General features: G+C 73.5%; 23 protein-coding genes and 1 pseudogene. 11 read left to right on the forward strand and 13 right to left on the reverse strand.

Annotated elements, in window-relative coordinates; translation table 11 throughout:
• Nucleotides 1-54 precede the first annotated feature (54 nt).
• Both AB0J71_RS45035 and AB0J71_RS45040 read left to right on the forward strand, forming a co-directional pair.
• Nucleotides 55-249: a hypothetical protein gene (locus AB0J71_RS45035; protein WP_352325673.1), complete on the forward strand. Its 195-nt coding sequence runs from the start codon at nt 55-57 to the stop codon at nt 247-249.
• 5 nt (nt 250-254) lie between these two features.
• Nucleotides 255-1,067, forward strand: a complete 813-nt coding sequence (locus AB0J71_RS45040) for an MBL fold metallo-hydrolase (RefSeq protein ID WP_352325672.1) — start codon at nt 255-257, stop codon at nt 1,065-1,067.
• A 275-nt stretch (nt 1,068-1,342) separates the two neighbouring features.
• Here AB0J71_RS45040 and AB0J71_RS45045 read toward each other — a convergent pair whose 3' ends face one another.
• Nucleotides 1,343-1,915 carry a hypothetical protein gene (locus tag AB0J71_RS45045; RefSeq protein WP_364420328.1) on the reverse strand — a complete coding sequence of 191 codons (573 nt, stop codon included), beginning with the start codon at nt 1,913-1,915 and terminating at the stop codon, nt 1,343-1,345.
• Nucleotides 1,916-2,238: 323 nt separating this feature from the next.
• Between AB0J71_RS45045 and AB0J71_RS45050 the strand changes: the two genes are divergently transcribed.
• On the forward strand, nt 2,239-2,538 hold the full coding sequence (locus AB0J71_RS45050) for a hypothetical protein (protein ID WP_352365619.1): 300 nt from the start codon (nt 2,239-2,241) through the stop codon (nt 2,536-2,538).
• A 146-nt stretch (nt 2,539-2,684) separates the two neighbouring features.
• On the opposite strand, the gene ligD is transcribed toward AB0J71_RS45050, so the two are convergent.
• A complete protein-coding gene (gene ligD / locus AB0J71_RS45055) occupies nt 2,685-3,695 on the reverse strand; it encodes a non-homologous end-joining DNA ligase (RefSeq protein WP_364420331.1) in 1,011 nt (336 codons plus the stop codon).
• Here ligD and AB0J71_RS45060 point away from each other — a divergent pair.
• Both AB0J71_RS45060 and msrB read left to right on the forward strand, forming a co-directional pair.
• A complete protein-coding gene (locus tag AB0J71_RS45060) occupies nt 3,689-3,787 on the forward strand; it encodes a PT domain-containing protein (protein ID WP_352325043.1) in 99 nt (32 codons plus the stop codon). The genes ligD and AB0J71_RS45060 overlap by 7 nt on opposite strands.
• Nucleotides 3,788-4,077: 290 nt before the next feature.
• A complete protein-coding gene (gene msrB / locus AB0J71_RS45065) occupies nt 4,078-4,479 on the forward strand; it encodes a peptide-methionine (R)-S-oxide reductase MsrB (RefSeq protein ID WP_352325044.1) in 402 nt (133 codons plus the stop codon).
• A 183-nt stretch (nt 4,480-4,662) separates the two neighbouring features.
• Here the strand turns inward: msrB and AB0J71_RS45070 are convergent, their stop codons facing one another.
• From AB0J71_RS45070 to hemG, 3 genes are all read right to left on the reverse strand, one after another.
• Nucleotides 4,663-5,496 carry a hypothetical protein gene (locus AB0J71_RS45070; protein ID WP_364420333.1) on the reverse strand — a complete coding sequence of 278 codons (834 nt, stop codon included), beginning with the start codon at nt 5,494-5,496 and terminating at the stop codon, nt 4,663-4,665.
• A gap of 379 nt (nt 5,497-5,875) precedes the next feature.
• Nucleotides 5,876-6,586 carry a hydrogen peroxide-dependent heme synthase gene (gene hemQ / locus AB0J71_RS45075; RefSeq protein ID WP_352325047.1) on the reverse strand — a complete coding sequence of 237 codons (711 nt, stop codon included), beginning with the start codon at nt 6,584-6,586 and terminating at the stop codon, nt 5,876-5,878.
• Nucleotides 6,583-7,986 (reverse strand): protoporphyrinogen oxidase, encoded by a 1,404-nt coding sequence (gene hemG, locus AB0J71_RS45080; protein ID WP_364420336.1) that lies wholly within the window; start codon nt 7,984-7,986, stop codon nt 6,583-6,585. The genes hemQ and hemG overlap by 4 nt, the downstream gene beginning before the upstream one ends.
• A gap of 123 nt (nt 7,987-8,109) precedes the next feature.
• Here hemG and AB0J71_RS45085 point away from each other — a divergent pair, with 123 nt between their 5' ends.
• Nucleotides 8,110-9,066, forward strand: a complete 957-nt coding sequence (locus AB0J71_RS45085; RefSeq protein WP_364420338.1) for a DUF4349 domain-containing protein — start codon at nt 8,110-8,112, stop codon at nt 9,064-9,066.
• A 40-nt stretch (nt 9,067-9,106) separates the two neighbouring features.
• Here AB0J71_RS45085 and hemE read toward each other — a convergent pair whose 3' ends face one another.
• Nucleotides 9,107-10,057, reverse strand: coding sequence for a uroporphyrinogen decarboxylase (gene hemE / locus AB0J71_RS45090; protein WP_364420354.1), 951 nt, complete (start codon nt 10,055-10,057; stop codon nt 9,107-9,109).
• 702 nt (nt 10,058-10,759) lie between these two features.
• Here hemE and AB0J71_RS45095 point away from each other — a divergent pair.
• The 5 genes from AB0J71_RS45095 (at nt 10,760) to AB0J71_RS45115 (ending at nt 15,910) form a co-directional block, all read left to right on the forward strand.
• Nucleotides 10,760-11,356 (forward strand): DUF3000 domain-containing protein, encoded by a 597-nt coding sequence (locus AB0J71_RS45095; protein WP_352325050.1) that lies wholly within the window; start codon nt 10,760-10,762, stop codon nt 11,354-11,356.
• A 45-nt stretch (nt 11,357-11,401) separates the two neighbouring features.
• Nucleotides 11,402-12,616, forward strand: coding sequence for a ribonuclease D (locus AB0J71_RS45100; RefSeq protein WP_352325052.1), 1,215 nt, complete (start codon nt 11,402-11,404; stop codon nt 12,614-12,616).
• A 134-nt stretch (nt 12,617-12,750) separates the two neighbouring features.
• Nucleotides 12,751-13,896 (forward strand): Gfo/Idh/MocA family oxidoreductase, encoded by a 1,146-nt coding sequence (locus AB0J71_RS45105; protein WP_364420340.1) that lies wholly within the window; start codon nt 12,751-12,753, stop codon nt 13,894-13,896.
• Nucleotides 13,893-15,053: a DUF993 family protein gene (locus tag AB0J71_RS45110; RefSeq protein ID WP_352325054.1), complete on the forward strand. Its 1,161-nt coding sequence runs from the start codon at nt 13,893-13,895 to the stop codon at nt 15,051-15,053. Before AB0J71_RS45105 ends, AB0J71_RS45110 begins: the two co-directional genes overlap by 4 nt.
• Nucleotides 15,050-15,910, forward strand: a complete 861-nt coding sequence (locus AB0J71_RS45115) for a sugar phosphate isomerase/epimerase family protein (RefSeq protein WP_352325055.1) — start codon at nt 15,050-15,052, stop codon at nt 15,908-15,910. The genes AB0J71_RS45110 and AB0J71_RS45115 overlap by 4 nt, the downstream gene beginning before the upstream one ends.
• Here the strand turns inward: AB0J71_RS45115 and AB0J71_RS45120 are convergent.
• The 7 genes and pseudogenes from AB0J71_RS45120 to AB0J71_RS45150 all read right to left on the reverse strand — a co-directional run.
• Nucleotides 15,907-16,950, reverse strand: a complete 1,044-nt coding sequence (locus AB0J71_RS45120; RefSeq protein WP_352325056.1) for a hypothetical protein — start codon at nt 16,948-16,950, stop codon at nt 15,907-15,909. The two genes, AB0J71_RS45115 and AB0J71_RS45120, sit on opposite strands and share 4 nt — an antisense overlap.
• 80 nt (nt 16,951-17,030) lie before the next feature.
• Complete coding sequence (locus tag AB0J71_RS45125; RefSeq protein ID WP_364420342.1) at nt 17,031-17,558, reverse strand: class I SAM-dependent methyltransferase; 528 nt, start codon at nt 17,556-17,558, stop codon at nt 17,031-17,033.
• Nucleotides 17,559-17,575: 17 nt separating this feature from the next.
• Entirely contained in the window at nt 17,576-20,146 is a 2,571-nt protein-coding gene (locus tag AB0J71_RS45130) for a PEP/pyruvate-binding domain-containing protein (protein ID WP_364420344.1), read from the reverse strand.
• A 34-nt stretch (nt 20,147-20,180) separates the two neighbouring features.
• Nucleotides 20,181-21,110, reverse strand: a complete 930-nt coding sequence (locus AB0J71_RS45135) for an alkaline phosphatase family protein (RefSeq protein ID WP_364420346.1) — start codon at nt 21,108-21,110, stop codon at nt 20,181-20,183.
• An 8-nt stretch (nt 21,111-21,118) separates the two neighbouring features.
• The gene (locus AB0J71_RS45140; RefSeq protein WP_364420348.1) at nt 21,119-21,892 is read right to left on the reverse strand and encodes a sugar phosphate isomerase/epimerase family protein; all 774 of its coding nucleotides are present in this window, start codon (nt 21,890-21,892) and stop codon (nt 21,119-21,121) included.
• Nucleotides 21,893-21,991: 99 nt separating this feature from the next.
• Nucleotides 21,992-22,993, reverse strand: a complete 1,002-nt coding sequence (locus AB0J71_RS45145) for a LacI family DNA-binding transcriptional regulator (RefSeq protein ID WP_364420351.1) — start codon at nt 22,991-22,993, stop codon at nt 21,992-21,994.
• A 123-nt stretch (nt 22,994-23,116) separates the two neighbouring features.
• A pseudogene (locus AB0J71_RS45150) lies at nt 23,117-23,586 on the reverse strand (hypothetical protein); the annotation flags it as partial.

The following is a 23,586-nucleotide window of genomic DNA, read 5'->3' on the forward strand; positions in this document are numbered from 1 at the left end:
GTTTGGCGGCGGAGCAGCGAGGTAGGTGATAAGCCGCAAAGGGGGACAAATGCCATGAGTAATCCGCAACAGCCCGAACTTCGCCGGTCGGGTAAGTCCGGCGCGAACTCGAAATCCACCGACGCCGTGCCGGAGTCCAAGAGCGGCGGCAAGCGGGCCGGCCGCCCGCACGGCAGCGACAAGGGGCACAAGGGCGGCGGCAAGGGCGGCGGCGTGCCTCCGGGCCAGCACCCGCCGTATCCGGGGTGAGCCGGATGAAGGGCAGCCTGCAGTTCATCGGCAACGCGACCACGCTGATCCGCTACAACGGCTTCACGCTGCTGACGGATCCCAACTTCCTGCACCGCGGCCAGCGGGCGTACCTGGGCTACGGCCTGAGCTCGCGACGGCTGAAGGACCCGGCCATCGACGTGTCGGACCTGCCGCCCATCGACGCGGTGGTGCTGTCGCACCTGCACGGGGACCACTGGGACCGGGTGACGGAGAAGGGCCTGGACAAGGGCACCCAGATCATCACCACCCGGCAGGCGGCGCGCACGCTGCGCCGCCGCGGGTTCGGCCGCAGCACGGGCCTGGAGGTGTGGGAGCAGCACGAGCTGAGCGGCCCGCAGGGCAGCGTGACCGTCACCGCCCTGCCCGCCCGGCACGCGCCCGGCCCCGCCGAGGCGCTGCTGCCGCCGGTGATCGGGACGATGCTGGAGTTCCGCGGCCCCGAGGGCCTGGTGGAGCTGCGCCTGCACATCAGCGGCGACACCCTGCTCGACCGCCGCCTGGAGGCGATCCCGCGTCGTTTCCCGGAGGTCGACCTCGCACTCGTGCACCTGGGCGGCACCCGCCTGCTCGGCACCCTGCTGGTCACCATGGACGGCGAGCAGGGCGCGACCTGGGTCGACCTGATCAACCCGCACACCGTGGTGCCGGTGCACTACGACGACTACGGCGTCTTCAGCTCACCGCTGGACGACTTCCGGCACCACATCGAGCAGGTGGGCCTGGCCGACCGGGTGGTCTACCTGGAACGCGGCGAAACCCGCGAACTGGCGCCACACCACCTCGTACGCCGCTGAGCTTCGGCCTAGTTCTCGCTGAGCTTTCCGCTCCGCACCCGTCCGGGCTGTTCCCGGAGGGGTGCTGCGGCGTTTCCGCTGGGGTGAGGATTCTTCTACCTGGAGGAGGAATCTCCTACCGGGAGCGGAAGTTACCCATCCGATTTCTCCCCCGGCGGGGGTTACGGGAGTTACCTTCGTTCTCGGCCGCACCTCCTGTGCCGCCGCACGGCCGGGCCGTCGGGCCCCGTCCCAGGCGCCGGGTCCGGCCGTGCGGCCCACAGCCGCCGGCCGCCTCAGGAGAGCTTGGCCAGCTTCTCCGACGTCCGCTGGAACGCCTTGCCGGTCCACTTGTAGGTCTGGCGGACGAGCAGGTCGGGGCAGCACCGGGGAGCCTTGTCGCTGACCACCTTGCCGCTCAGGCGCACCTCGCCGTGCTGGACGGCGACGGTCTGGGTCTTGAAGTACCGGTTCTTGCCGAGCATGCCGATCAGACGCGGGGCCGAACGCCGGGACGCGCCGTCGTAGACGAAGGCCGTCACCGGGTTGCCCGCCGTGGGGCTCGGGCAGGACGAGGTGACGACGGTGTCGGGACGCCCGTCCCGCGTGAGGTCGCCGACGGCGGCCACGCGGGCGCGGACGACGTACCACTTGTCCTTCGGGCCCGGCTTGGGGCAGTGCAGCGCCCGCTCCACGACGGGCGCCCAGTCGAGGCCCCGGAACGGGTCGGTCGCCGCCGGGCCGGTCGCGGCGAAGGCGGCGCCCGTGGCGAGGATCGGCGCCAGTGAGGTCGACAGGGCGACGGTCGACGCCCAGACGCGGAGTCGGCGGGCCATCGGGCTGCTCTTGTGCGTGGCGCTTGAGTTCATGACCGTTTCGATGCGGGAAACGCCTGACAAGTTCGGCCCGAAACGCGTGACCTCCGGCGTCATGCCGTCCGAAGGGTTTCGCCGTCCTGCCGTCCGGGGCGTTTCGTCACGCGGAAGGGGCGCAGGGGTTTGTGGGGACTCGACCACATTTTCGGAAGCGTCGTCCCAGCGTTACGCGCGACACGCCCAGACCTGCGGCTCTCATCCTGTACCAGGTCACGATCGCCACCGCCGTTATCGATCTGAGATGTTCACCTATGTCTCCACCTCGCCCCCTGCCCAGGCAGCCGCCTGGCCGAGGCCGGAACGGAAGGACACCTCACATGCGCCCAGCCACCCGCGCAGCCCTCGTCACCCTCGCCGTCACGTGCTGCACCTTCAGCTCGTTGCCGGCCTGGGCGGCGCCGGCCGGGAACGCGCCGTCGTGCGTGACCGTCTGGCAGAACACCGGGACCATCACCAAGACCGGTTACGCCCGCAACGACTGCGGCTACCGGCTCCGACTGAAGATCATCTGGGCGCGCGGGACGGACGGCGCGTGCCAGACCGTGGACCCCGGCGAGACCATCTACTCGCGCGTGCCGCGCGGCGTGCGCACCTTCGACGGAGCCGACACCTGCTGACCAGCTCCCGCGAAAAGGCCGGCTCCCCGACGCGGGCCGGCCTTTCGCGTTGCCGTCGGGCGGGGGAGCCAGCCTTTCGGGTTGCCGTCGCCCCGGAGGTCAGCCGTCGGTGACCGAGACTCCCGCTGCGCCCGACAAGTGAGTGATCACTTCTCCTCCGGCGCGTTCCTGGCCTTGCTGGGTTGGACGCGCTTGGGCTCGCCCGGCATCTTCGGGTAGTTGGGCGGGTAGGGCAGGTCGCCGCGGTCGTCGGCGGCGTACATCTCCAGCAGGGGCTCGATCGAGTACGCCCGGTCGTCGATGGCCGCGTGCACGTCGCCCAGCTTGGCGAAGCGGGCCGGGACGGTGCGGATGTCGAAGTCGCGCGGGTCGGCGTCGGCCAGCTCGTCCCAGGTCAGCGGGGTCGAGACGGGGGCGTGCGGGCGGGCCCGGACGGAGTAGGCGCTGGCGACGGTGCGGTCTCTGGCGTTCTGGTTGAAGTCGATGAAGACGCGGTCGCCGCGCTCCTCCTTCCACCACGCGGTGGTCACCAGGGCGGGGTCGCGGGCCTCGACCGCCCTGGCCAGCGCGATGCCGGCGTGCCGCACCTGGACGAAGTCCCAGCGGGGCTCGATGCGCACCGCGATGTGCACGCCGCGGTTGCCCGACGTCTTGACGAACCCCGCCATGCCCAGCTCGTCGAGCACCTCGCGGGTGCGCTCGGCGGCCCGGCGGGCGGCGTCGAACTCCAGGCCGGGCTGCGGGTCGAGGTCGATGCGCAGCTCGTCGGGGTGCTCGACGTCGGCGGCCCGCACCTGCCAGGGATGGAAGTCGATCGTGCCCAGGTTGGCGCAGTAGGCGATCGCGGCGATCTCGGTCACCCGGAGCGAGTCGGCGGTGCGGCCGCTGGGGAAGGTGACCGTGACCGACTGCAGCCACTCGGGATGCCTGGGCGGCATGCGCTTCTGGTAGATGGCCTCGGTCTGGACGCCGTCGGGATGGCGCTTGATGTTGGTCGGCCGGTCTCTGAGCGCGCGCAGGGCCCCCTCGCCGACGCTCACGTAGTACTCGACCAGCTCCCGCTTTGTCGCCCCGATCTCCGGGAAGTAGACCTTGTCGGGATTGGTGACCTTGACGGTCCGCTCCCCCACCTTGAGCTCTATGAACGGCGATGCCATGCCACCGAACCTACTCCCCCGCCCCGACAGAACAGCCGACGACAGAGCCGACAGCCGAGCCGACAGCAGGGCCGACCAAAGAGCCGACGTGAGAGGTGGGCCCGTCCCGGAGCCGCGTCGGTGGCGGGACCGGGGCTCGACGGGACGGACCTAAGATCATCCATCGCCGTTCCGGGCGCTGGCGCGCCACCCGGCCGGCCATCTCGGGTCGCCAGCGGCGCCAGCACGGGCGTGGGCTGTGCCGCTACGGCGAGCCGCGGACGATCTCACCCCTTGGCAGGAGGCGATGACACCCCCTTACCGACAAAGACGCGAATTCGGCCGAGAAAGGATGCTTCACCCTCCGGAGATCTCTTTTTGCCGGATCTCGTAGTCTGGACGCATGGACAAGGTGGTCAAGAGCGAGGCCGAATGGCGGGCCAGGCTTTCTCCTGAGGAGTTCCACGTGCTCAGGGAGGCCGGGACCGAGCGCCCGTTCACGGGGGAGTACGTCGACACCAAGACCGAGGGCGTGTACTCGTGCCGCGCCTGCGGCGCCGAGCTGTTCCGGTCCGACACGAAGTTCGAGTCGCACTGCGGATGGCCGAGCTTCTTCGAGCCGTCGGGGTCGGAGGCGGTGAGGCTGATCGAGGACAACAGTCACGGCATGGTGCGCACGGAGGTGCGCTGCGCCCGCTGCGACTCCCACCTCGGTCACGTCTTCCACGGCGAGGGTTATCCGACGCCGACCGACGATCGTTACTGCATCAACTCGGTCTCCCTGAGGCTCGAACCCAAGGGGTGATCGATCAGCGACAGAGCGTACCGATCGTCCACAAGGGGTAGGGGCCTGCTTGTGGGCCGTGTCCATCTTCGCCACCGCTGGGTGACGATTGAGACGATCGGGCGGGTCGTGACTCAGCGGTGTGAAGTGTGCTCGAAGACGAGGGTCCGGGTGCGCTAGCCGGCCCGCGCCTCCCGGCCCGCGTCAGTTCGGCCGGGGGTACGTGACCCGGCAGTTGTGATCGGACGGGCCCAGGATGTTGGCGAGGACGGGGTTCCCGTTCTCGCCGAACTCCGCCTGCACGAACACGATCGGGCGCTTCACGCCGTTCGCCCTGAGGTACTCCAGGCCGCGTTTGCACAGCGTGATGGCCGTGGCGGAGTTGTCGGCGCTGTCCGGTAAGTTCGTGTAAATGCGCAAATATCCGCCTACGGTGCGGATGTCCTTGAGGTGTTTCATCGCCTTGTCGCCCCGTCCCCACCGGGCGCGGAAGTACTCGGCGGCCTCCCGGTCGGTGTGCCGCGACGGCCCGTCGGCCTTGTAACCGCCCGAGTCGCCGCCCTTGGCGTCGCCCTTCGCATCGCCCGGCTCGTCGGCCTCGGGCAGGCTGACCTGGGCGTCGCCGGTCTCGGTCTTCCCCGTGACGGTGTCCGGCCCGCCCTGGACGGCGTCCGGCTTCGCGGCGGGGTCGGCGGCGCCGGTCCTGGCGGGCCTCCCTGAGCCGGCGGGGTCGGCGGCCGGCGTGCTCGGCCGGGCCTGGCCCTTCGGCAGCTCGCGCGCCTCCGCGGCGCCCTTGCCGCTGGCCGGCGCCCGTCCCGGGTTCGCCGGGACGCCGCCCTCGGCCGCCGGGTCCTGCCGGGCCGTGGCGCCCTCCGCGCCGGCCGCGGCTCCGGAGGCGGTGACCGTCCCGCCGAGCGCGCCGTTCAGGCCGAGCAGCAGCGCCACTCCCCCGGCCAGCGCCACCGCGCCCGCCGCCAGGCCCCGTGTTCCCGTACGCCCGCGCCGCCGCCGCCCACGCCGCCCGCGTCCCGCACGCACCTCCGCCGGGCCGCCGGTCACCCGCGCTTGCCCGGTACGCGCCTCAGTCCGCCCGCCGGTCACCCGCGCGTGACCCGTACGCGCCTCAGCCCGGCCTCCGGTACGGGACTCCGCCCGGCCGCCGGTCTGCCGGGCGGCCGGTGTCGTGTCCGGTGACGCCGCATGACGGCCCGGCGCGCGCCGGCGCCCGGGGCCCTGACCTTCCGCGGACTGTTCCACCCGGCCCTCCTAGCCCCTGCGTGGCCCGTGCCACCGACGTCACGCCACCGAAAGGGAATTCACCCTCGATTGTGACAAAGGGGATAGATCACTTCAGGGAGATCGTCAAGTTGGCCTCGATGTCCCTGACCGCCCCTGCCGCCCCTGGCCGCCACGATCGCTAGGGGAGGGCCGCGACCAGCTCCTGCACCGGCTTGCGGGCGCCCGTGTAGAACGGGATCTCCACGCGGGTGTGGCGGCGGGCCTGCGCGCCGCGCAGCGTGCGCATCAGGTCGACGATGCGGTGGAGCTCGTCGGCCTCGAACGCCAGCATCCACTCGTAGTCGTTGAGCGAGAAGCAGGCCACGGTGTTGGCCCGCACGTCGGGGTAGTCGCGGGCCATCCGGCCGTGCTCGGCCAGCATCGCCCGCCGCTCGGAGTCCTCCAGCAGGTACCACTCGTAGGAGCGCACGAACGGGTAGACGCTGACGTACGCCCGCGGCTCCTCCTCGGCCAGGAAGGCCGGGATGTGGGACTTGTTGAACTCGGCCGGCCGGTGGAGCGCCATGGCCGACCAGACCGGCCTGCTGTGCCGGCCGAGGCCGGTGCGGCGGAACCGGGAGTAGACGTCCTGGAGGTCCTCGGGCGTGGGCGCGTGCCACCAGAACATGTAGTCGGCGTCGGCACGGAAGCCGGCGACGTCGTAGACCCCCCTGGTCACGACGTCCTTCCCGGCCGCCTGTGCGAGCAGCTCCTCGACCTCGTCGGCCATGTTCTCCCGGTTGCCCGGGACCTGCTCGGTCACCTGGAAGACCGACCACATGGTGTAACGGATCACCTGGTTGAGATCGCGGGCCTTCAGCCGCGGCGCGCCCTCTGTCATGTCCCTCATTCTCCTTCTCGCGACAGGTGGTCCAGAATCCGGGCCGCGGCCGTGCGGGCGGTCGCGATGCAGGCGGGGACGCCGATGCCGTCGTAGGCCGCGCCGCACACGGCGAGCCCGGCGGCGCCCGAGACCGCGGCGCGCACCCTGGCCACCCGGTCGAGGTGGCCCACGTTGTACTGCGGCAGCCCGCCGCCCCAGCGGGTGACCCGGCTGTCGACCGGCAGGCCGCGCACGCCGATCACGTCGGCCAGCTCGGCCATGGCCAGCGACACCAGCTCGGCGTCGTCGCGCTGGAGCAGGTGCTCCTCGCCGATCCTGCCGACCGAGCAGCGTACGAGCAGCAGGTCCTGGGCCAGGTGGGGCCACTTGACCGAGCTGAACGTCACCGCCTTGACCGGCCGGCCCTCCACCGGCGGCACCAGGTAGCCGCTGCCGGTCGGCGGCTGCGGGAGCGCGCCGATCGGGTAGGCGAGCGTGACGACGGCCATGCTGGCGTATTCGATCCTGGCCAGCTCGGCGGCGGCCTTGGGCACCTCGGCCTTCAGCAGGCGGGCGGTGGCGGGCGCGGGCGTGGCCAGGATCACGGCGTCGGCCTCGATCACCTCGGGCCGCGGCACCGGCCCGGCGACCAGCCGCCAGCCGTGCTCGGTGCGGTGGAGCTCGCGCACGGTCACGCCGGTGCGGACGTCGGCCCCGGACGCCTTGGCCACCGCCTCGGGCAGGCCGCCCAGGCCCTGGCGCAGCGTCGTGAAGACCGGTCCGCCGTTCTTGGGCGCCTCCTCGACGATGTGCCGGGCGGCGTTCAGCAACGAGCGCTCACCCCTGGCGACGGCCGCAATCTGCGGCATCGTCGCCTCCAGCGACAACATGTCGGAACGGCCGGCGTAGACCCCGCCGAGCAGCGGCTCGACCAGGCGCTCGACGATCTCGCCGCCCATCCTGGCCCGGATGTAGGAGGCCACGGACACGTCGGTGCGCACCAGCGTGGCCGGCAGGACCTGGTCGAGCGGCACCCGCAGCAGGCCGCCGGGCGAGATGATGCCGGACTTGGCCAGCTCCGCCAGGTCGGCCGGCACGCCCATGACGTGCCCCTTCGGCATCTGCCGCAGCGCGCCCCTGGAGTAGACGGCCGACCGCACGGTGCCGGGCAGGACCAGCTCGTCCTCCAGCCCGACGGCCTTGGCCAGCTCGACGCCCTCCGGCCGCCGGGCCAGCATGGCCTCGGCCCCGGCGTCGAGGCTCACCCCCGCGACCTCGGAGGCGTGCAGCTTGCCACCGAGGCGGGGGCTGCCCTCCAACACGGTGACCTTGACGTGCTCGCTCGTACCCTGACGGAGGAACCACGCGGCCGCCAGGCCGGAGATCCCGCCGCCGATGACGACGACGTGCGCCCGTTTCCCTTCCACGTCTCCTGACGCTACCGCCTCGGCCGACCGCCCAGCTGATCGGGGCACGTGACCCTACCGTGATGTATGTCGCCAAACCGGGGTGATCCCGTTTCCGTCATAGAGGGCATGAGGAGAATCCGGTTGGGCATCGCGCTCTCGGCCTGCGCCACGCTGCTGCTCGCGGGCTGCGGCGGCGGCAACGTCGAGATGGCGTCGGGCGGCTCGCCCGCGGTGGCCTCGCAGGCCATGGCCGCCCCCGAGGCACGGGACCTGGCCGCGCCGAGGAAGCAGGCCGCGCCGCAGGACGGCGACAGCGCGGTCGCCGGCGTCGAACCGGCCCAGCGGCAGCCGGACCGGCAGGTGATCTACACCGGCAGCATGACCGTGCGCGCCAAGCAGGTCACCGCGGCCGCGCAGCAGGCCAAGCAGCTCGTCACGGCGGCGGGCGGCTACCTGTCGAAGGAGGAGGCCGAGTCGGCCGGCGACACCGAGGACACGGCCCTGCTGGAGTTCAAGATCCCGCCTGCCCGGTACGCCGACGTGACCGCCAGGCTCGGCAAGGAGCTGGGCAAGCAGCTCTCGATGACCCAGGGCACCCAGGACGTCACGCTCCAGGTCGCCGACGTCGAGAGTCGGCTGAAGTCGGCGCAGAAGTCGCTGGAGTCGCTGCGCACGCTGCTGAAGAAGGCCGAGACCATCGGTCAGGTGCTGCAGGTGGAGCGGGAGATCAACTCCCGCGAGGCGGACCTGGAGGCGTTGCAGGCCCAGCAGAAGGAGCTGTCCACCCAGGTCGCGATGGCCACGCTGACGCTCCGGCTGGTCGGGCCGGTGGCCGTGGTCGAGGACCCGGCCGAGGAGCCGGCGGGCTTCCTCGGCGGGCTGAAGACCGGGTGGGAGGCGCTGGTGTCGTTCACCAAGACGGCGCTGACCGTGTTCGGCGCGCTGCTGCCGTGGCTGGTCGTCCTGACGCCGCTGGTGACCGCGGCGGTGTTCCTGGTGCGGCGCAACCGCGCGCGCCGCCCCGCGCCCCCCGCCGGGCCCGACCCGGCCGAGCCGGCCGCGCCCGACCCCGCCGAGCCCGGGCCGTCGGCGGCGTGACGGTCAGGCGCCCGCTTCGTGCACCAGGCCGGCGTGACGGTCAGGCGCCCGCTTCGTGCACCAGGTCGGTCAGGCGCTTGAGCTGGTCGGGGTCGGTCGAGGGGAGCACGCCGTGGCCGAGGTTGAACACGTGCCCCTCGGCCGCCGCGCCGCGCCGCAGCACCTCGCGGGCCCTGCGCTCCACGACCTCCCACGGCGCGAGCAGGATCGCCGGGTCGAGGTTGCCCTGCAGCGCCTTGCCCGGCCCGACGCGCCGGGCCGCCTCGTCGAGCGGCACCCGCCAGTCGACGCCCACGACGTCGGCCCCGGCCTCGCCGAGCACGCCGAGCAGCTCGCCGGTGCCCACGCCGAAGTGGATGCGGGGCACGCCCGTGACGCCCTCGAAGATGCGCCGGGTGTGGGGCAGGACGAACTCGCGGTAGTCCTCCGGGGCCACCGCGCCCACCCACGAGTCGAAGAGCTGGATCGCCGAGGCGCCGGCCGCGATCTGGATGCGCAGGTGCTCCAGCACGATGTCGGACAGGCGTTCCATGAGGGAGTGCCACAGGGCGGGCTCGCCGTACATCATGGCCTTGGTGCGGTCGTGGTTCTTCGACGGGCCGCCCTCGATGAGGTAGGAGCCGAGCGTGAAGGGCGCGCCGGCGAAGCCGATCAGCGGGGTGCCGCCCAGCTCGCCGACCAGGGCCGAGATCGCCTCCGTCACGTAGGGCACGTCGTCCGGCTCCAGCGGGCGCAGCGCCTGCACGGCCCGCGCGTCGCGGATCGGGTCGGCGACGACCGGGCCGACGCCCGGCTTGATGTCGAGGTCGACGCCGATGGCCTTGAGCGGGACGACGATGTCGCTGAAGAAGATGGCCGCGTCGACGCCGTAGCGGCGCACGGGCTGCATGGTGATCTCGACGATCAGGTCGGGCGTCGCGCAGGCGGTGAGCATCGGCACACCCTCGCGGACCTTCAGGTATTCGGGCAGCGAGCGCCCGGCCTGCCTCATGTACCAGACCGGGGTGTGCGGGACGGGCTGCCTGCGGCAGGCGCGCAGGAAGGCTGAGTCGGCGAGATTCACCCTCCAAGGGTGCCATGGCACCCGGTCGGCCGGGACATCGGACGCGAGGTGACCGGATCGGCCGGGACATCGGCGCGAGGTGTCGGAAAAACATGCATTGGATACCCAAAATCATGATCAGATAGCCAGATGAAGGTTTACCGGTCTGCCCGGCAGCGGCGTCGCACACGGGTCGAACACACCCCATGCCCGCCCAGAGAGCCGGTCTCGACTGGACCAAATGTTCACCAACCCACCGCGCGGCACCGATTCAGCGACCACTTTCGGGACACGCCGAGCGCGTTGCGGGGAATTGTCAGCGGCTCGTGCCAACGTCGGAGCCACGACCCGAAGAAAGGCCCCGGTTCGATGACTGGTGCGATGACCGCGTTGTGGAGTTCCCCGGAGGTTCGCAGCGAGCGCTGTGCTGCCTGCGCCGGCGAGCGGCTGTTCGAGCAGCCGCCCTGCTTCGACGGACACGGTCCTGGCGAGTGCCCGGAATGGGCCTGCGCCGAATGCGGCCACGCGATCCTGCTCGGCTCGGCCGAGACCACCCGACCGGTTCGCCAGCTGGTTACGGCAGCGGCTTGATCACCAAGGATGAGCACCCCCGTGGTCCCCTTCCGTCCGTCCTCGACCTACGCTTCGGCTATGACCCTCGGTGACCAGCCACCGCCGCCCGCCGCGTTCACCCGCGCGGCGCAGAGCCTGCGGCTGTCCGAGGTCAGGCCGGAGATCGAGCTGGAGGACCTCCCCGCGCCGCAGCGGCTGGCCCCCTACTCGGCCGCCATCGGCGCCTCGGTCTACCGCGACGACGACGAGCTCGCGGTCGGCCGGCTGATCCTGCTCTACGACCCCGACGGCCAGCGCGGCTGGGAGGGCCCGTTCCGGCTGGTGGCCTACGTCCGGGCCGACATGGAGCCGGAGATCACCTCCGACCCGCTGCTCGGCCCGGTCGTGTGGAGCTGGCTGACCGAGGCCCTGGAGGCGCACGAAGCCGACTACTCCGCCGCGGGCGGTACCGTGACTAGAGCCGTGTCCGAGGGTTTCGGCAACAAGGCGGAAGATCCCGTCACGACCGAGCTCGAGCTGCGTGCTTCCTGGTCGCCCGCCGATGAGGATCTGTCCGGCCACGTCGCCGCCTGGTGCGACCTCATGTGCCTGGCGGCGGGGATCCCGCCGCTCCCGCCCGACGTGGCCGCGCTGCCACGCCGACGTGATGATCCGGAGAGTGACCGTACGAAGTGAGGGCACCAGTCAAGACAGCACCAGCGTCATGAGGTCGGTGAGCTCATGACAGAAGAACGCACAGTCGAGCCCCTGCTCGAACCCCGCGAGGGCATCCCCCCGGTGATCGCCGACGCGCAAGGGCTGGCGCGGGTCGTCGACGCCTTCGCCGCGGGCACCGGGCCCGTGGCGGTCGACGCCGAGCGTGCCTCCGGCTACCGCTACGGCAACCGGGCCTACCTGGTCCAGCTCCGCCGGGCCGGAGCCGGCACCGCGTTGATCGACCCGGTCGGCTGCCCCGACCTGTCGGCGCTCGACGCCGCGCTCACCGGCACCGAGGTCGTGCTGCACGCCGCGTCCCAGGACCTGCCGTGCCTGATGGAGGTCGGCTTCAAGCCGCGCGAGATCTTCGACACCGAGCTGGCCGGCCGGCTGCTCGGTTACGAACGCGTCGGGCTCGGCACGATGGTCGAGACCGTGCTCGGGCTGCGGCTGGAGAAGGGCCACTCGGCCGCCGACTGGTCCACCAGGCCGCTGCCTGAGGACTGGCTGCGCTACGCCGCCCTCGACGTCGAGGTCCTGGTCGAGCTGCGCGACATGCTCCACCAGGAGCTGGCCGCGTCGGGGAAGCTGGAGTGGGCGCGCGAGGAGTTCGCGGCCGTGCTCAACACCCCGCCGCCGGTGCCGCGCTCCGACCCGTGGCGGCGTACGTCGGGCATCCACAAGGTGCGCAACGTGCGCGCCCTGGCCATCGTGCGCGAGTTGTGGACCATGCGCGACACGATCGCCAGGGAGAACGACCTGGCCCCCGGCCGGGTGCTGCCCGACGCCGCGATCGTCACCGCCGCCCTTGAGGGGCCCCGCACCAAGAAGGCCCTGACCGAGATCTCGGCCTTCACCGGCCGCAGCGCCCGCCGGTACATGAACGACTGGCTGGCCGCCGTCAACCGGGCCCGGACCTTGCCCGACGGCGAGCTGCCCCAGCCGAGCACGCCCGGCGACGGGCCGCCTCCGCCCAACCGCTGGGCCGACCGCGACCCGGCGGCGGCCAAGCGTCTGGCGGCGGCGCGGGCCGTGGTGGCCGCGCTGGCCGAGGAGCACCGCATGCCCACGGAGAACCTGCTCCAGCCCGACGCGGTGCGCAGGCTCACCTGGGAACCCCCCGCCGAGATCACCGACGAGAGCGTGACCGCGCGGCTGCGCGCGCTCGGGGCGCGTGAGTGGCAGCTCTCGCTCGCGGCCCACCCCATCGCCAAGGCGCTGGCCCGGCTCGACGGCTAGCTCCCCCGCCGGCGCACGGGCGGAGGGTCCGCCTCCGCCCGCCGGCGTCGTCACCGTCCCACTTGACGCTCGCAGGGGGACGGCCGTACGTTTCGGGAAAGCGCTTTCCCCATCCGTTGCCTGAAGGGATCCCCATGAGCGTGCGCACGATCGGCGTCGTGATGAACGGCGTCACCGGACGAATGGGCTATCGCCAGCACCTCGTCCGTTCCGTCCTGGCCATCAACGAGCAGGGCGGCGTCACGCTCTCGGACGGCGACCGGGTCAGGCTGCGCCCGGTCCTGGTCGGCCGCAACGCCGACAAGCTCGCCGACATCGCCGACCGGCACGGGATCCCCGACCACACCACCGACCTCGACGCCGCCCTCGCCGACGACGACAACCTGATCTACTTCGACGCCCAGGTCACCAGCGCCCGCGTCAAGGCCGTGCTCAAGGCCATCGAGGCGGGCAAGCACGTCTACGCCGAGAAGCCCACGGCCGAGTCGGTGCAGGAGGCCGTCGCGCTGGCCGAGGCCGCCACGGCCAGGGGCGTGAAGAACGGCGTGGTGCAGGACAAGCTGTTCCTGCCGGGCCTGCTCAAGCTGAAGCGGCTGATCGACGGCGGCTTCTTCGGCCGGATCCTGTCGGTGCGCGGCGAGTTCGGCTACTGGGTGTTCGAGGGCGACTGGCAGGAGGCGCAGCGGCCGTCCTGGAACTACCGGGCGCAGGACGGCGGCGGGATCGTGCTCGACATGTTCCCGCACTGGCACTACGTGCTGGAGAACCTGTTCGGCCGGGTCCGGTCGGTCTACGCCAAGGCCGTGACGCACGTCCCGTCCCGGGTGGACGAGCAGGGCCGCGCGTACGAGGCCACCGCGGACGACGCCGCGTACGGGATCTTCGAGCTCGAAGGGGACGTGATCGCTCAGATCAACTCCTCCTGGACGGTCCGCGTGAACCGCGACGAGCTGGTCGAGTTCCAGGTGGACGGCACGCACGGCAGCGCCGTCGCGGGCCTGCGCAACTGCCGCTTCCAGCACCGGGCCGCCACCCCCAAGCCGGTCTGGAACCCCGACCTGCCCGCCACGGCCCGCTTCCGCGAGGACTGGCAGGAGGTGCCGGACAACGCCGAGTTCGACAACGGGTTCAAGGTCCAGTGGACGGCCTTCGTCCGGCACGTGCTGGAGGACGCGCCGTTCCCCTACGACTTCGCCTCGGGGGCGCGCGGCGTGCAGCTCGCCGAGCTGGGCCTGCGCTCGAACGCCGAGGGCCGCAGGATCGAGGTGCCGCAGCTGTGAGGATCGACCTGCCGGGCGGCGCGTACGAGCTGCGCGAGCCGGTGACCTGGCCGGTCTCGGCCGCCCCGGCCGCGAGCCGGGTCGTCTACGCGGCCGCGCACGTCGTCGCCGACCCGCTCGGCGACAACACGCCGGGCTCCCCCGCCGCCGTCGACTGGGCGGCCACGCTGCGGTTCCGCCGCCACCTGTGGTCGCACGGCCTGCGGGTGGCCGACGCCATGGACACCGCCCAGCGCAACATGGGCCTGGACTGGGCGGCCACCAAGGAGCTGATCCGGCTCAGCGCCGAGGAGGCGCGCGCCTTCGGCGACCCGGCGGCGCTGGTGGCCTGCGGCGCGGGCACCGACCACGCGCCCGCCGCCGCCGACCTGCACACGATCACCGCCGCGTACGCCGAGCAGGTGGAGGCCGTCCAGGCGGCCGGGGCGGGCGTGATCGTGATGGCCTCCCGCCAGCTCGCCAGGGTGGCGGCCGGGCCCGCCGACTACCACCAGGTGTACGGCAAGGTCCTCGGGCTGGCCGACCGCCCGGTGATCCTGCACTGGCTGGGCGAGATGTTCGACCCGCAGCTCGCCGGCTACTGGGGCGCGCCCGGCGTGGACGCCGCGACGGAGTCGTTCCTGGAGCTGGTTCACGCCCACGCCGCCGTGGTGGACGGCGTCAAGGTGTCGCTGCTGGACGAGGAGCACGAGGTGCGGCTGCGCGCCGCGCTGCCCGAGGGCGTCCGGCTCTACACCGGGGACGACTTCAACTACCCCTCCCTCATCAGGTCGGGCTCGCACGCGCTGCTCGGCATCTTCGACGCGATCGCCCCGGCCGCCGCCGCCGCCCTGCGCGAGCTGGACGCCGCCGAGGCGGCCACCGGCGACCAGGCGGCCCGCCACCTGGCCCGCTACGACGAGATCCTGGCCCCCACGGTCGCCCTGTCGCGGAAGATCTTCGAGGCGCCGACGTACCACTACAAGACCGGCATCGTCTTCCTGGCCTGGCTCAACGGCCACCAGGACGCGTTCGCCATGGTGAACGGCGCCCAGTCGGCGCGCTCGCTGCGCCACCTGGCGGAGGTGTTCAGGCTGGCCGACCGGGCCGGGCTGCTGGCCGACCAGGAGCTGGCCGTGCGCAGGATGACGGCGCTGCTGGCGGTGAACGGCCTGTGAGCCTGTCGCTGAACCAGTGGACGACCAGGCGCTGGTCGGTCGCCGAGGCCGTGGACGGCTGCGCGCGGCACGGCCTGGAGGCGATCGGGCTGTGGCGCGAGAAGGTCGCCGAGGAGGGGCTCGCGCGCAGCGCCAAGCTGGTGCGCGAGGCCGGGCTGCGGGTGTCCTCGCTGTGCCGGGGCGGCTTCCTCACGGCGGGCGGGCTGCCCGGCGAGGAGGGGCGGCGCGCGTTCGAGCGGGCGCTCGACGACAACCGGCGGGCCGTGGACGAGGCGGCCGAGCTGTCGGCCGCGTGCCTGGTGATGGTGGTCGGCGGCCTGCCGGGGGTGCGGCCGGGCGAGCCGCTGCCGCCCGGTTTCTCCAAGGACGTCGCCGGGGCGCGGGAGCGGGTCGCCGAGGCGCTGTCGGTGCTGGCGCCCTACGCCGGCGAGCGCGGCGTCAGGCTGGCGCTGGAGCCGCTGCATCCGATCTACTGCCCCGACCGGGCGGTGCTGTCCACGCTGGGCCAGGCGCTCGACCTCAGCCTGCCCTATCCGGAGGAGCAGGTCGGGGTGGTGGTGGACACCTTCCACGTGTGGTGGGACCCCAGGCTGGCCGAGGACGTCGCGCGGGCCGGGCGGCGCATCGCCTCGTACCAGGTGTGCGACTACCTGCACCCGCTGCCCGCCGACGTGCTGCTCGGGCGGGGCATGATGGGCGACGGGGTGATCGACTTCGCGCCGATCACCCGGGCCGTGCTGGCCGCCGGGTACGCCGGCGACATCGAGGTCGAGATCTTCAACGCCGACGTCTGGGCGGCCGACCCGGACGAGGTGCTGGCCACGATGAAGGCCCGCTACGCCGAGCTGGTGGTCTAGACGCGGCCGGGGTCGATCGTGCCGTCGAGGGTGAGGGCGGCTTCGAGCAGGAAGTAGTCGCCCCAGACCAGCTCGTGGGCGGTGGCCAGGCCCTTGCGCCGGTCGTAGCAGCCGTCCACCAGGCCGCCGTGCTCGTTGAGGTGGCCGCGGGCCAGCGCCTCCAGCGTGGCGGCGGCCTGCTCGCGGTAGCCGTCCTTGGCCAGCGGCGCGAGCTTGGCCAGGGCGGCGGCGGCGATCGCGGTGGCCGAGGTGTCGCGGGGCGCGGCGGGGATGTCCGGGTCGTCGAAGTCCCAGTAGCAGACCAGGTCGGACGGGACGTGCGCCAGGTACCAGTCGGCGACCTCGGTGGCCGGGCCGATGAACTCGGCCGACAGGTGGGCGGCCTGGGCCAGGCCCAGCATGGCCCACGTCTGCGCGCGCGCCCAGGTGCTGCCCGGTGAGGAGCCGTTGACCGCGCCGGCCGAGGTCTGGGCGACCGAGCCGTCCTCCCGGACGCACATGGCGTAGCCGGTGCGGGCGTGGGACTCGGCCATCACCAGCAGCTCGCGGGCGCCGGTGCGCTCGCAGGCGAAGGCCAGCAGCGGGACGGTGCCGGGCAGGCCGTCCACGCAGGCGCCGGGGCGCGGCCAGCCGTATTTGACGACGTCCTCCTCCTGGGGAGGCAGCAGGCCGGCCAGCGGGTCGAAGCCGATGCTCAGCGACCGGGCGGCGGCCACGGCGGTCGTGGCGCCGGGATCCTCGTCGCCGGCGAGCACGGCCGGGAGCGCGGCGCCGTACCAGAACAACATGCCGCGCAGCAGCGTGGGGGCGTCGGTGCGGGCGGTCAGCCGCTCGGCGACCTGACCGGCGGCGCGGGCGTAGCGGGGCTCGCCGGTGACGACCGCCGCCAGGGACAGCAGGCCGCCCCAGAAGCCGCCGCACCAGTCTCCGTCCTCGGACCAGGTCCATTCGCCCGTCGCGGGGTCGGCGTAGAGGGGGAAGCGTCCTTGAGACTGCGCGAGGGTCCCGCCGACCCTGCGCACCAGCTCTGTGACCAGCATGGAACCGCCTCATCCGGAAACGTGATGCCTCCTCCGGTTACCCGGGGCGGCACGGGCTTAACGGGGCGCGTCCCAGACGATCAGGTAGCGCCGCAGCAACAACCGGCGGAACCGGCAGCCGGGCAACAGCCGCCTGGCGGCCCGCTCTTGGGCCCGTGGCGGAGCTGGTGCACGCGGGTGACGACCTGCGCGGTGCCGCTGATGACCCAGTCGAGGGGCGAACGGTTCCTGGCGTGCCCGACGACCACCAGCCGGCCGCCGGGCGCGAGCAGCCGCCGCAACGCCCCCACGGCCGCGCCGAACTCGGCGTGGTGCACGACGGCCACGGCACTGATGAAGTCGTACCCGGACTCGGGCAGCGCGGCCGGGTCGAGGTAGTCGGCCTCGGCGAAGGTGAGTCCGGGCCGGTCGCCGTGGTGTGATCTGGCCAGGGCGACGGCCTGCGGGGACCGGTCGACGCCGGTCACGTCGGGGAGGCGGGCGGCGAGCTTGCCCGCCAGGAGGCCGTCGCCGCAGCCGACGTCGAGGGCGCGGGCCGAGCCGGGCGGGATCAGGCTCAGCACCAGCCGCTGGTAGTGCACGTTGTGATTCCAGTGCGGATCGGGCACCTGATCACCATAGTGGTCTAAAGGGTCACCGTGCCCGCCGCTCCGTCGACGGTGATCTCCTGGCCCGTGGCGATGCGGCCGGTGGCGTCGCGGACGCCGACGACGGCGGGGATGCCGTACTCGCGGGCCACCACGGCGCCGTGCGACATGGCGCCGCCCATCTCCATCACCAGGCCGCCGGCCGTGAGGAACAGCGGGGTCCAGCCGGGGTCGGTCGAGGGGCAGACCAGGATCTCGCCCGGTTCGAGGTGGGCGCCGTTCGGGTCGAGCACCACCCTGGCGACGCCGGTGACCGTGCCGGCCGAGGCCGCCGTGCCGGTCAGCGCGCCGTCGGGGACGGGTCCGGCAAGGGCCTCGGGCTCGGTGCCGTCGGAGAGCACGATCCGGGGCACGTGCCTGCGGCGCGACTCCCGCTCGTACGCCGTCCGCCGCTCGCGTACCAGGTCGCGCAGGTCGCCGCCGGACAGGGCGGCCCTGGCCTCCTCCAGGCGCAGGAAGTACACGTCGGCGGCGTCGTCCAGGACGCCGGCGGCCGCCAGGTGCTCCCCGACCGCGCGCAGGCTCCGCCGGACGGCGGCGATGGCCCTGACGGCGTGGTACTTGGGCAGTTCGCGCAGCCCCGCGTACGCCCGGGTGCGGCCGAGCGCGAAGCGCACCACGGGCGCCCGCCACCGGCCCCTGCGCGCGGCCAGCGCGGCGACCCGGTCCACCTCCGCCCGCGCCGCCCGCGCGCCCCTGGCGAACAGCGCGTCGGGGGCGAGGGCGGAGCCGGCGTCCATGCGCAGGTAGTTGGCCAGTACGCCGAGGATGTGGGTGGGGTCGTCGGACCAGCGGGGCACGCCGGCGTCGATCTCGGCCACGCCGCGGTGGCCGTACCGGCCGAGGAAGGCGGCGATCTCCTTCTGGGCCCGCGGCGGCAGCTCGCCGGCCCGGTAGCGGCGGGCCAGCTCGGCCGCGGGCGCCTCGCGGAACGCCTCTGGCTCGACGCGGGTGGCCAGGTCCCACAGTTCGAGGTCCATCTCGGTGGTCGGGTTGTTCGGGACGCCGCGCAGGACGTCCTGCAGGTCGCCCACCCGCGTGCCGGAGAGCCGGGCGGCCAGGCCGAGCAGCGCGTAGCCGGTGATCACGATCGGCATGATCGAGACGATGGCCGGGAACGTCCCGCCGAGCAGCCGTTCGGCGTGGTCGAGGCGCTGGGCGGGGGTGGCGCCGGGCGGCGGGTCGAGCCTGCGGTCCAGCTCCTCGCCGACGCGGGCGGCGTGGGCGAGCGCCCTGGCCGGGCTCAGCAGCGCGTCGCGGACCCGCGCCGGCGCGTGGACGCGGCGCGCGAAGCGGCGCAGCCCGCGCAGGAACGGCCTCGGCGAGGTCTGCGCCACCGACAGCCGCGGGTCGCCCGCCAGCTCCCGCACGACGGCCGCGGCCCGCGCCTCCCCCAGGGGCATCATGCGGGTCAGGACCGCCCGCCCGGCACGGCTGCGCAGCGGCGTGGTCAGGTCGATCCACAACCGCTGCCCGGCCTCGGCCAGGAACGCCGGGCCGTCGAGCGGGTCGGCCGGCGCGTGCCCGAACAGCGTCGCCGCGCCCGAGGCGACCAGGTTGAACACCGACACCCCCATCGGCGTGAACGGCCCCATCACGCCCTGGGCGACGTTGAGCGACAGGTGGACGCGCAGGCCGGGACCGGCCGGCCGGGGCAGCGGATAGAGGGTGGTGATCGGCCTGGCCTGGGTGAGCCAGAGCGCGCCGTCCTGGCCGATGGCCCACTCGACGTCCTGCGGCGTGCCGTAGTGGTCCTCGACGCGCGCACCGAGCTCGGCCAGGGCGAGCACCTGCGCCTCGGTGAGGCACAGGCCCCCGGCGGCGGTCTCGACGCGTTCGACGCCGCCGCCGGGCCGGGGCCGGACGGCCAGGTCCGTCCCGCCCGCCCGCCGTTCCAGCACCTGGCCGCCCGAGACGACGAACCGGTCGGGGTCGACGGCTCCGGAGACGACCGCCTCGCCGAGGCCGGGCGCGGCGTCGATGACGGTCTCGCGCCGCCTGCCGGTCACCGGGTTCGCGGTGAACATCACCCCGGCCACCCGCGCGTCCACCATCACCTGGACGACCACCGCGAGCCGGACGCCGGCGTGGCCGACGCCGTTGGACTCCCGGTAGGCCACGGCCCGGTCGCTCCACAACGAGGCCCAGCAGCGGCGCACGGCGTCGAGCACCGCCTCGGCGCCCACCACGTTGAGCACGGTGTCCTGCTGGCCGGCGAAGCTGGCGAACGGCAGGTCCTCCGCCGTGGCCGAGGAGCGCACGGCCACCGGGACGTCCGCGCCGAGCCGCGCGTAGGACGTCAGGATCGCCTCGCGCACCGGGGCGGGCATCTCGGCCCCGAGCAGGTGGCGCCTGGCCCGCGCGGCGAGCCCGTCGCCCGGGGTGAGGTCGAGCCCGGCGGCGACCTGCCGGTAGGCGTCGGTGGTGAGCGCCCAGCCGGGCGGGACGGGCAGGCCGGCGCGGATCAGCTCGCCGAGGTTGGCGGCCTTTCCGCCCACGTCGGCGAGCATCGTGGCGTCGATCTCGGAGAGGTCGCGTGTGGTCCTCATGGAAGGCACCCCTTCTCCGGAGTCTGCCACAAATTCACCAACTGTTGAACAGCGGTGTCCCGTCCAGTTCCCAGGCCGGGTCGAGCGGCACACCGAGCAGGGCCAGGGCGGTCGGGCCGACGTCCACCAGGCGGGGCTCGGCCAGCGGGCGGCCGCCGAGGTCCGCGCCCAGCCGGTTGGCGATCACGAACACCGTGCGCTCCTCGGCCGAGGTGCCGCCGTGGCCGCCCTCGTCCACGTGGCCGTGGTCGGTGGTGACCAGCACGGTCCAGCTCTCCCCCGGACGGCCGCGGACGGCGTCCAGCAGGCGGCCGAGGTAGGCGTCCTGGGCGTGCAGGGCGGCGGCGTACTCGGGGCAGTGGGGGCCGAGGGCGTGGGCCACCTCGTCGGTGTCGCCGAGATAGACGAAGGCGAGGTCGGGGCCGGTCTCGGCGAGGTGGCGCTCGGCGGCGTCGGCGATCTGCCGGTCGGCGGCGGTCCAGGTGAGGGCGTAGCCGTCCAGGACCATGCGGTGGTCGATGGCGGGGCCGAACGCGTTGTGCTCGCCGAGGGCGGCCCAGGAGAGGAAGGCGGCGGTCACGAGGTCGGGGCGGGCGTTCTTCGCACGACTCAAAAAGTCCGGAAATTTCGTGAACTGGGGGCTGGTGAAGCTGTTGTCCACGACGCCGTGTTTGTCGGGCCAGGCGCCCGTGGCGATCGACGACCAGCCGGGGCCGGAGTCCGTGCGCGACCTGATCACGCGGCCCGCCGCCGGCGGCTCCGGAGCCTTGGGCACGACCTCGCCGGGCGACTCCGTCCTGGGGGCCGCCCCGGGGACCGCCGCCTCGCCGTACGGGAGCCGGCTGGTGCCGTACGCGCCGGTGGCCATCAACGACGACAGGACCGGCGGGGCCAGGGCGACGAGCCGGTCGAAGCGCAGGCCGTCCATGCCGACCACGAGGACTTTGTTCTTGTTAAGGGGCATTCCCCCATCTAAGCGGTGAACCGCCGCACCCAGGCGACCGCGCCCGGCAGGATCTCCTCGACCGGCGCCACGTCCGGGTACCAGGTGCGCTCCCACTCCAGCGAGACCCATCCGGCGTACCCGGCCGCGCGCAGCAGGTCGCCGGCCTCCTCCAGCGGGACCGAGCCCGTCCCCATCGGGACCGGGGTGGTGTCCTCGGCCGAGACGGCGTCCTTGACCTGGACGTAGGCGAGCGAGGGCCCGAGCGCCGCGAGCGTGGCGGCCGGGGACTCGCCGTGCCGCCACGGGTGCAGCAGGTCCCACAGCGCGCCGGTGACCTCGGGGCGGCCCGCCTCGGCCAGCAGCCCGGCCACGGCGGCGCCGGTGGGCATCCGGTCGTGCGTCTCGACCAGCACGCGTACGCCGAGGGTGGCGGCCGTACCGGCCACGGACCTCAGCCTGCGGGCGCCGACCGCCGGATCGTCGCCGCGCGGGAACACCCGCACGCCCGGCGCGCCCAGGTCGGCGGCCAACCGTAGGTCGGCGAGGAGCGCGTCGGCGACCGGCGCGTCCGGTCCCGGCTCACAGATGCCGACATACCCGGCCAGGGCGGCGATCTCCAGCCCCGCCCGCTCCACCTGTTCCCGCACCCCGCGCCGCTCCTGCGCGGTGAGCCCGGCGTGGACGCCGGTGTCGGGATGCAGCCGCAGCTCAAGCCCCTGGCAGCCGTGCGCGACGGCGATCCCGGCCGCCCGCTCCAGCCCCTCCCCCGGCATCCCCAACGTGCTGACCGCCAGCTTCACGCCGCCACCCCGGCTCCCGCGCCCGTCCCGCTCACGCGCCCTCCCCGGCTCCCGCGCCCGTCCCGCCCACGCCCTGCCCGGCTTCCGCGGCCGTCCCATTCACGTCATTCTCCTGACGCTCTCCCGCAGCACGACCTCGCCCGCGACGTGCTCGACCACGGGGGCGGCGGCGGCGTCCTCCCGGCCGAGCGCGAGCTCCAGGGCTCGCGCCCCCATGTCCGTCAGCGGCAGCCGCACGGTCGTCAGCGCGGGCACGTGATCACGCAGCGTGACGATGTCGTCGAACCCGGCCACCGAGACGTCCTCGGGCACCCGGATCCCGCGCTCCCGGCAGGCGGCCAGCGCGCCCACGGCCATCACGTCGTTGACCGCGAACACGCAGGTCGCCGCGCCGATCTCGGTCGCGGCCCGGTAGCCTCCGTCGCGGTCGAACGGCCCGTGGATCACAACGGGCTCGGGCAGGCCCAGCTCCCGCAGCGCCTGCGCGAACCCCTCGCACCGGTCGGCGGCGGTCACCAGGTGGGGCGGCCCGGCCAGCACGGCGAAGCGGGTGTGCCCGAGCCCGGCCAGCGCGCGGGCCAGGGCCGCGGCGCCGGCCCGGTTGGCGGGCGCGACGGTGTCCACGCCGAGCAGGTCCTGGCCGACGCAGGCGGCCCGCCCGCCGCCCTCCCGGTAGCGGGCCAGCTCCTCGCGCAGCCGCCCGGTCACGACGGGGTCGGCGACCCGCGAGCCGACCAGCAGCACGGCGCGCACGCGCTGGGCGTTCATGGTGGCGACGTAGGCGATCTCCTGCTCGGGGTCGCGGTGGGTGGTGCCCACCATGACCAGCATGCCCTCGGTGGCGGCGGCCCGCATCGCGCCGTCGGCCAGCGCGGCGAAGTAGGGGTCGGTCAGGTCGTGGACGACGATGCCGATGACGTTGCTCGCCCCCCGGGCCAGCGTCTGGGCGGCGATGTTGGCGCGGTAGCCGAGCTCGTCGGCGGCCCGTTCGACGCGGGCCCGCAGGGTCGCGCCCACCTGGCGGGTGCTGCCGTTGAGCACCCGCGAGGCGGTGGCGAGGGAGACGCCCGCCTGTTTGGCGACGTCCTCAAGCGTGACCACGAGACCTCCCGGAAAGCGGTTTCCAAGTCTGCCAGACGACGACCTGGCTCCGCATCCTCGCACGCCCGCCCCGGCGGCGACACAACTCCCGGCGCCGCGCTCACCAGGACGGCGGCGGGATCCTCACGCCCAGGGGAACAGGATGTCGAACAGGCCCTTCTTCTCGCTCGGGGAGGGGGCGGGCTGCTCCTGCTGGGCGGGCGGCGCCTGGGTGGGGGGCGCGGTCTCCTGCCGCTCCGGCCGCCTGGTGGCGGGCGCCTCGGCCGAGTCCTCCGGGGTGCCGTCGGAGGTCTCGTTCATCTCGTCCTGCGAGCCGTGGGTGGCCTTCTCCTCGGGCGTGGCCGTCGGGCGGCTCTCGCGGGCGGTGGCGGTGGGCCGCACCGACGGCTCGCGGGTGGGACGGGGGCGGCGGGCCACAGGGGTGGGGGTTACGGTCTCGGACACGGTCGGCTCGGCGGTGTCCGTTTCCTCGGGCGCGGGGGCGGACTCGGTCTCCTCCGGGAGCGCGGTCCGCGCCGGGGCGGTGACCTGGCTCGCGCCGGCGCAGGCGCCGGCGCCGCACGGGTCGTCGGAGGAGGTGCCGGTGAGCAGCC

This window comes from Nonomuraea sp. NPDC049637, from assembly GCF_040675235.1.
Taxonomy (GTDB): Bacteria; Actinomycetota; Actinomycetes; order Streptosporangiales; family Streptosporangiaceae; genus Nonomuraea.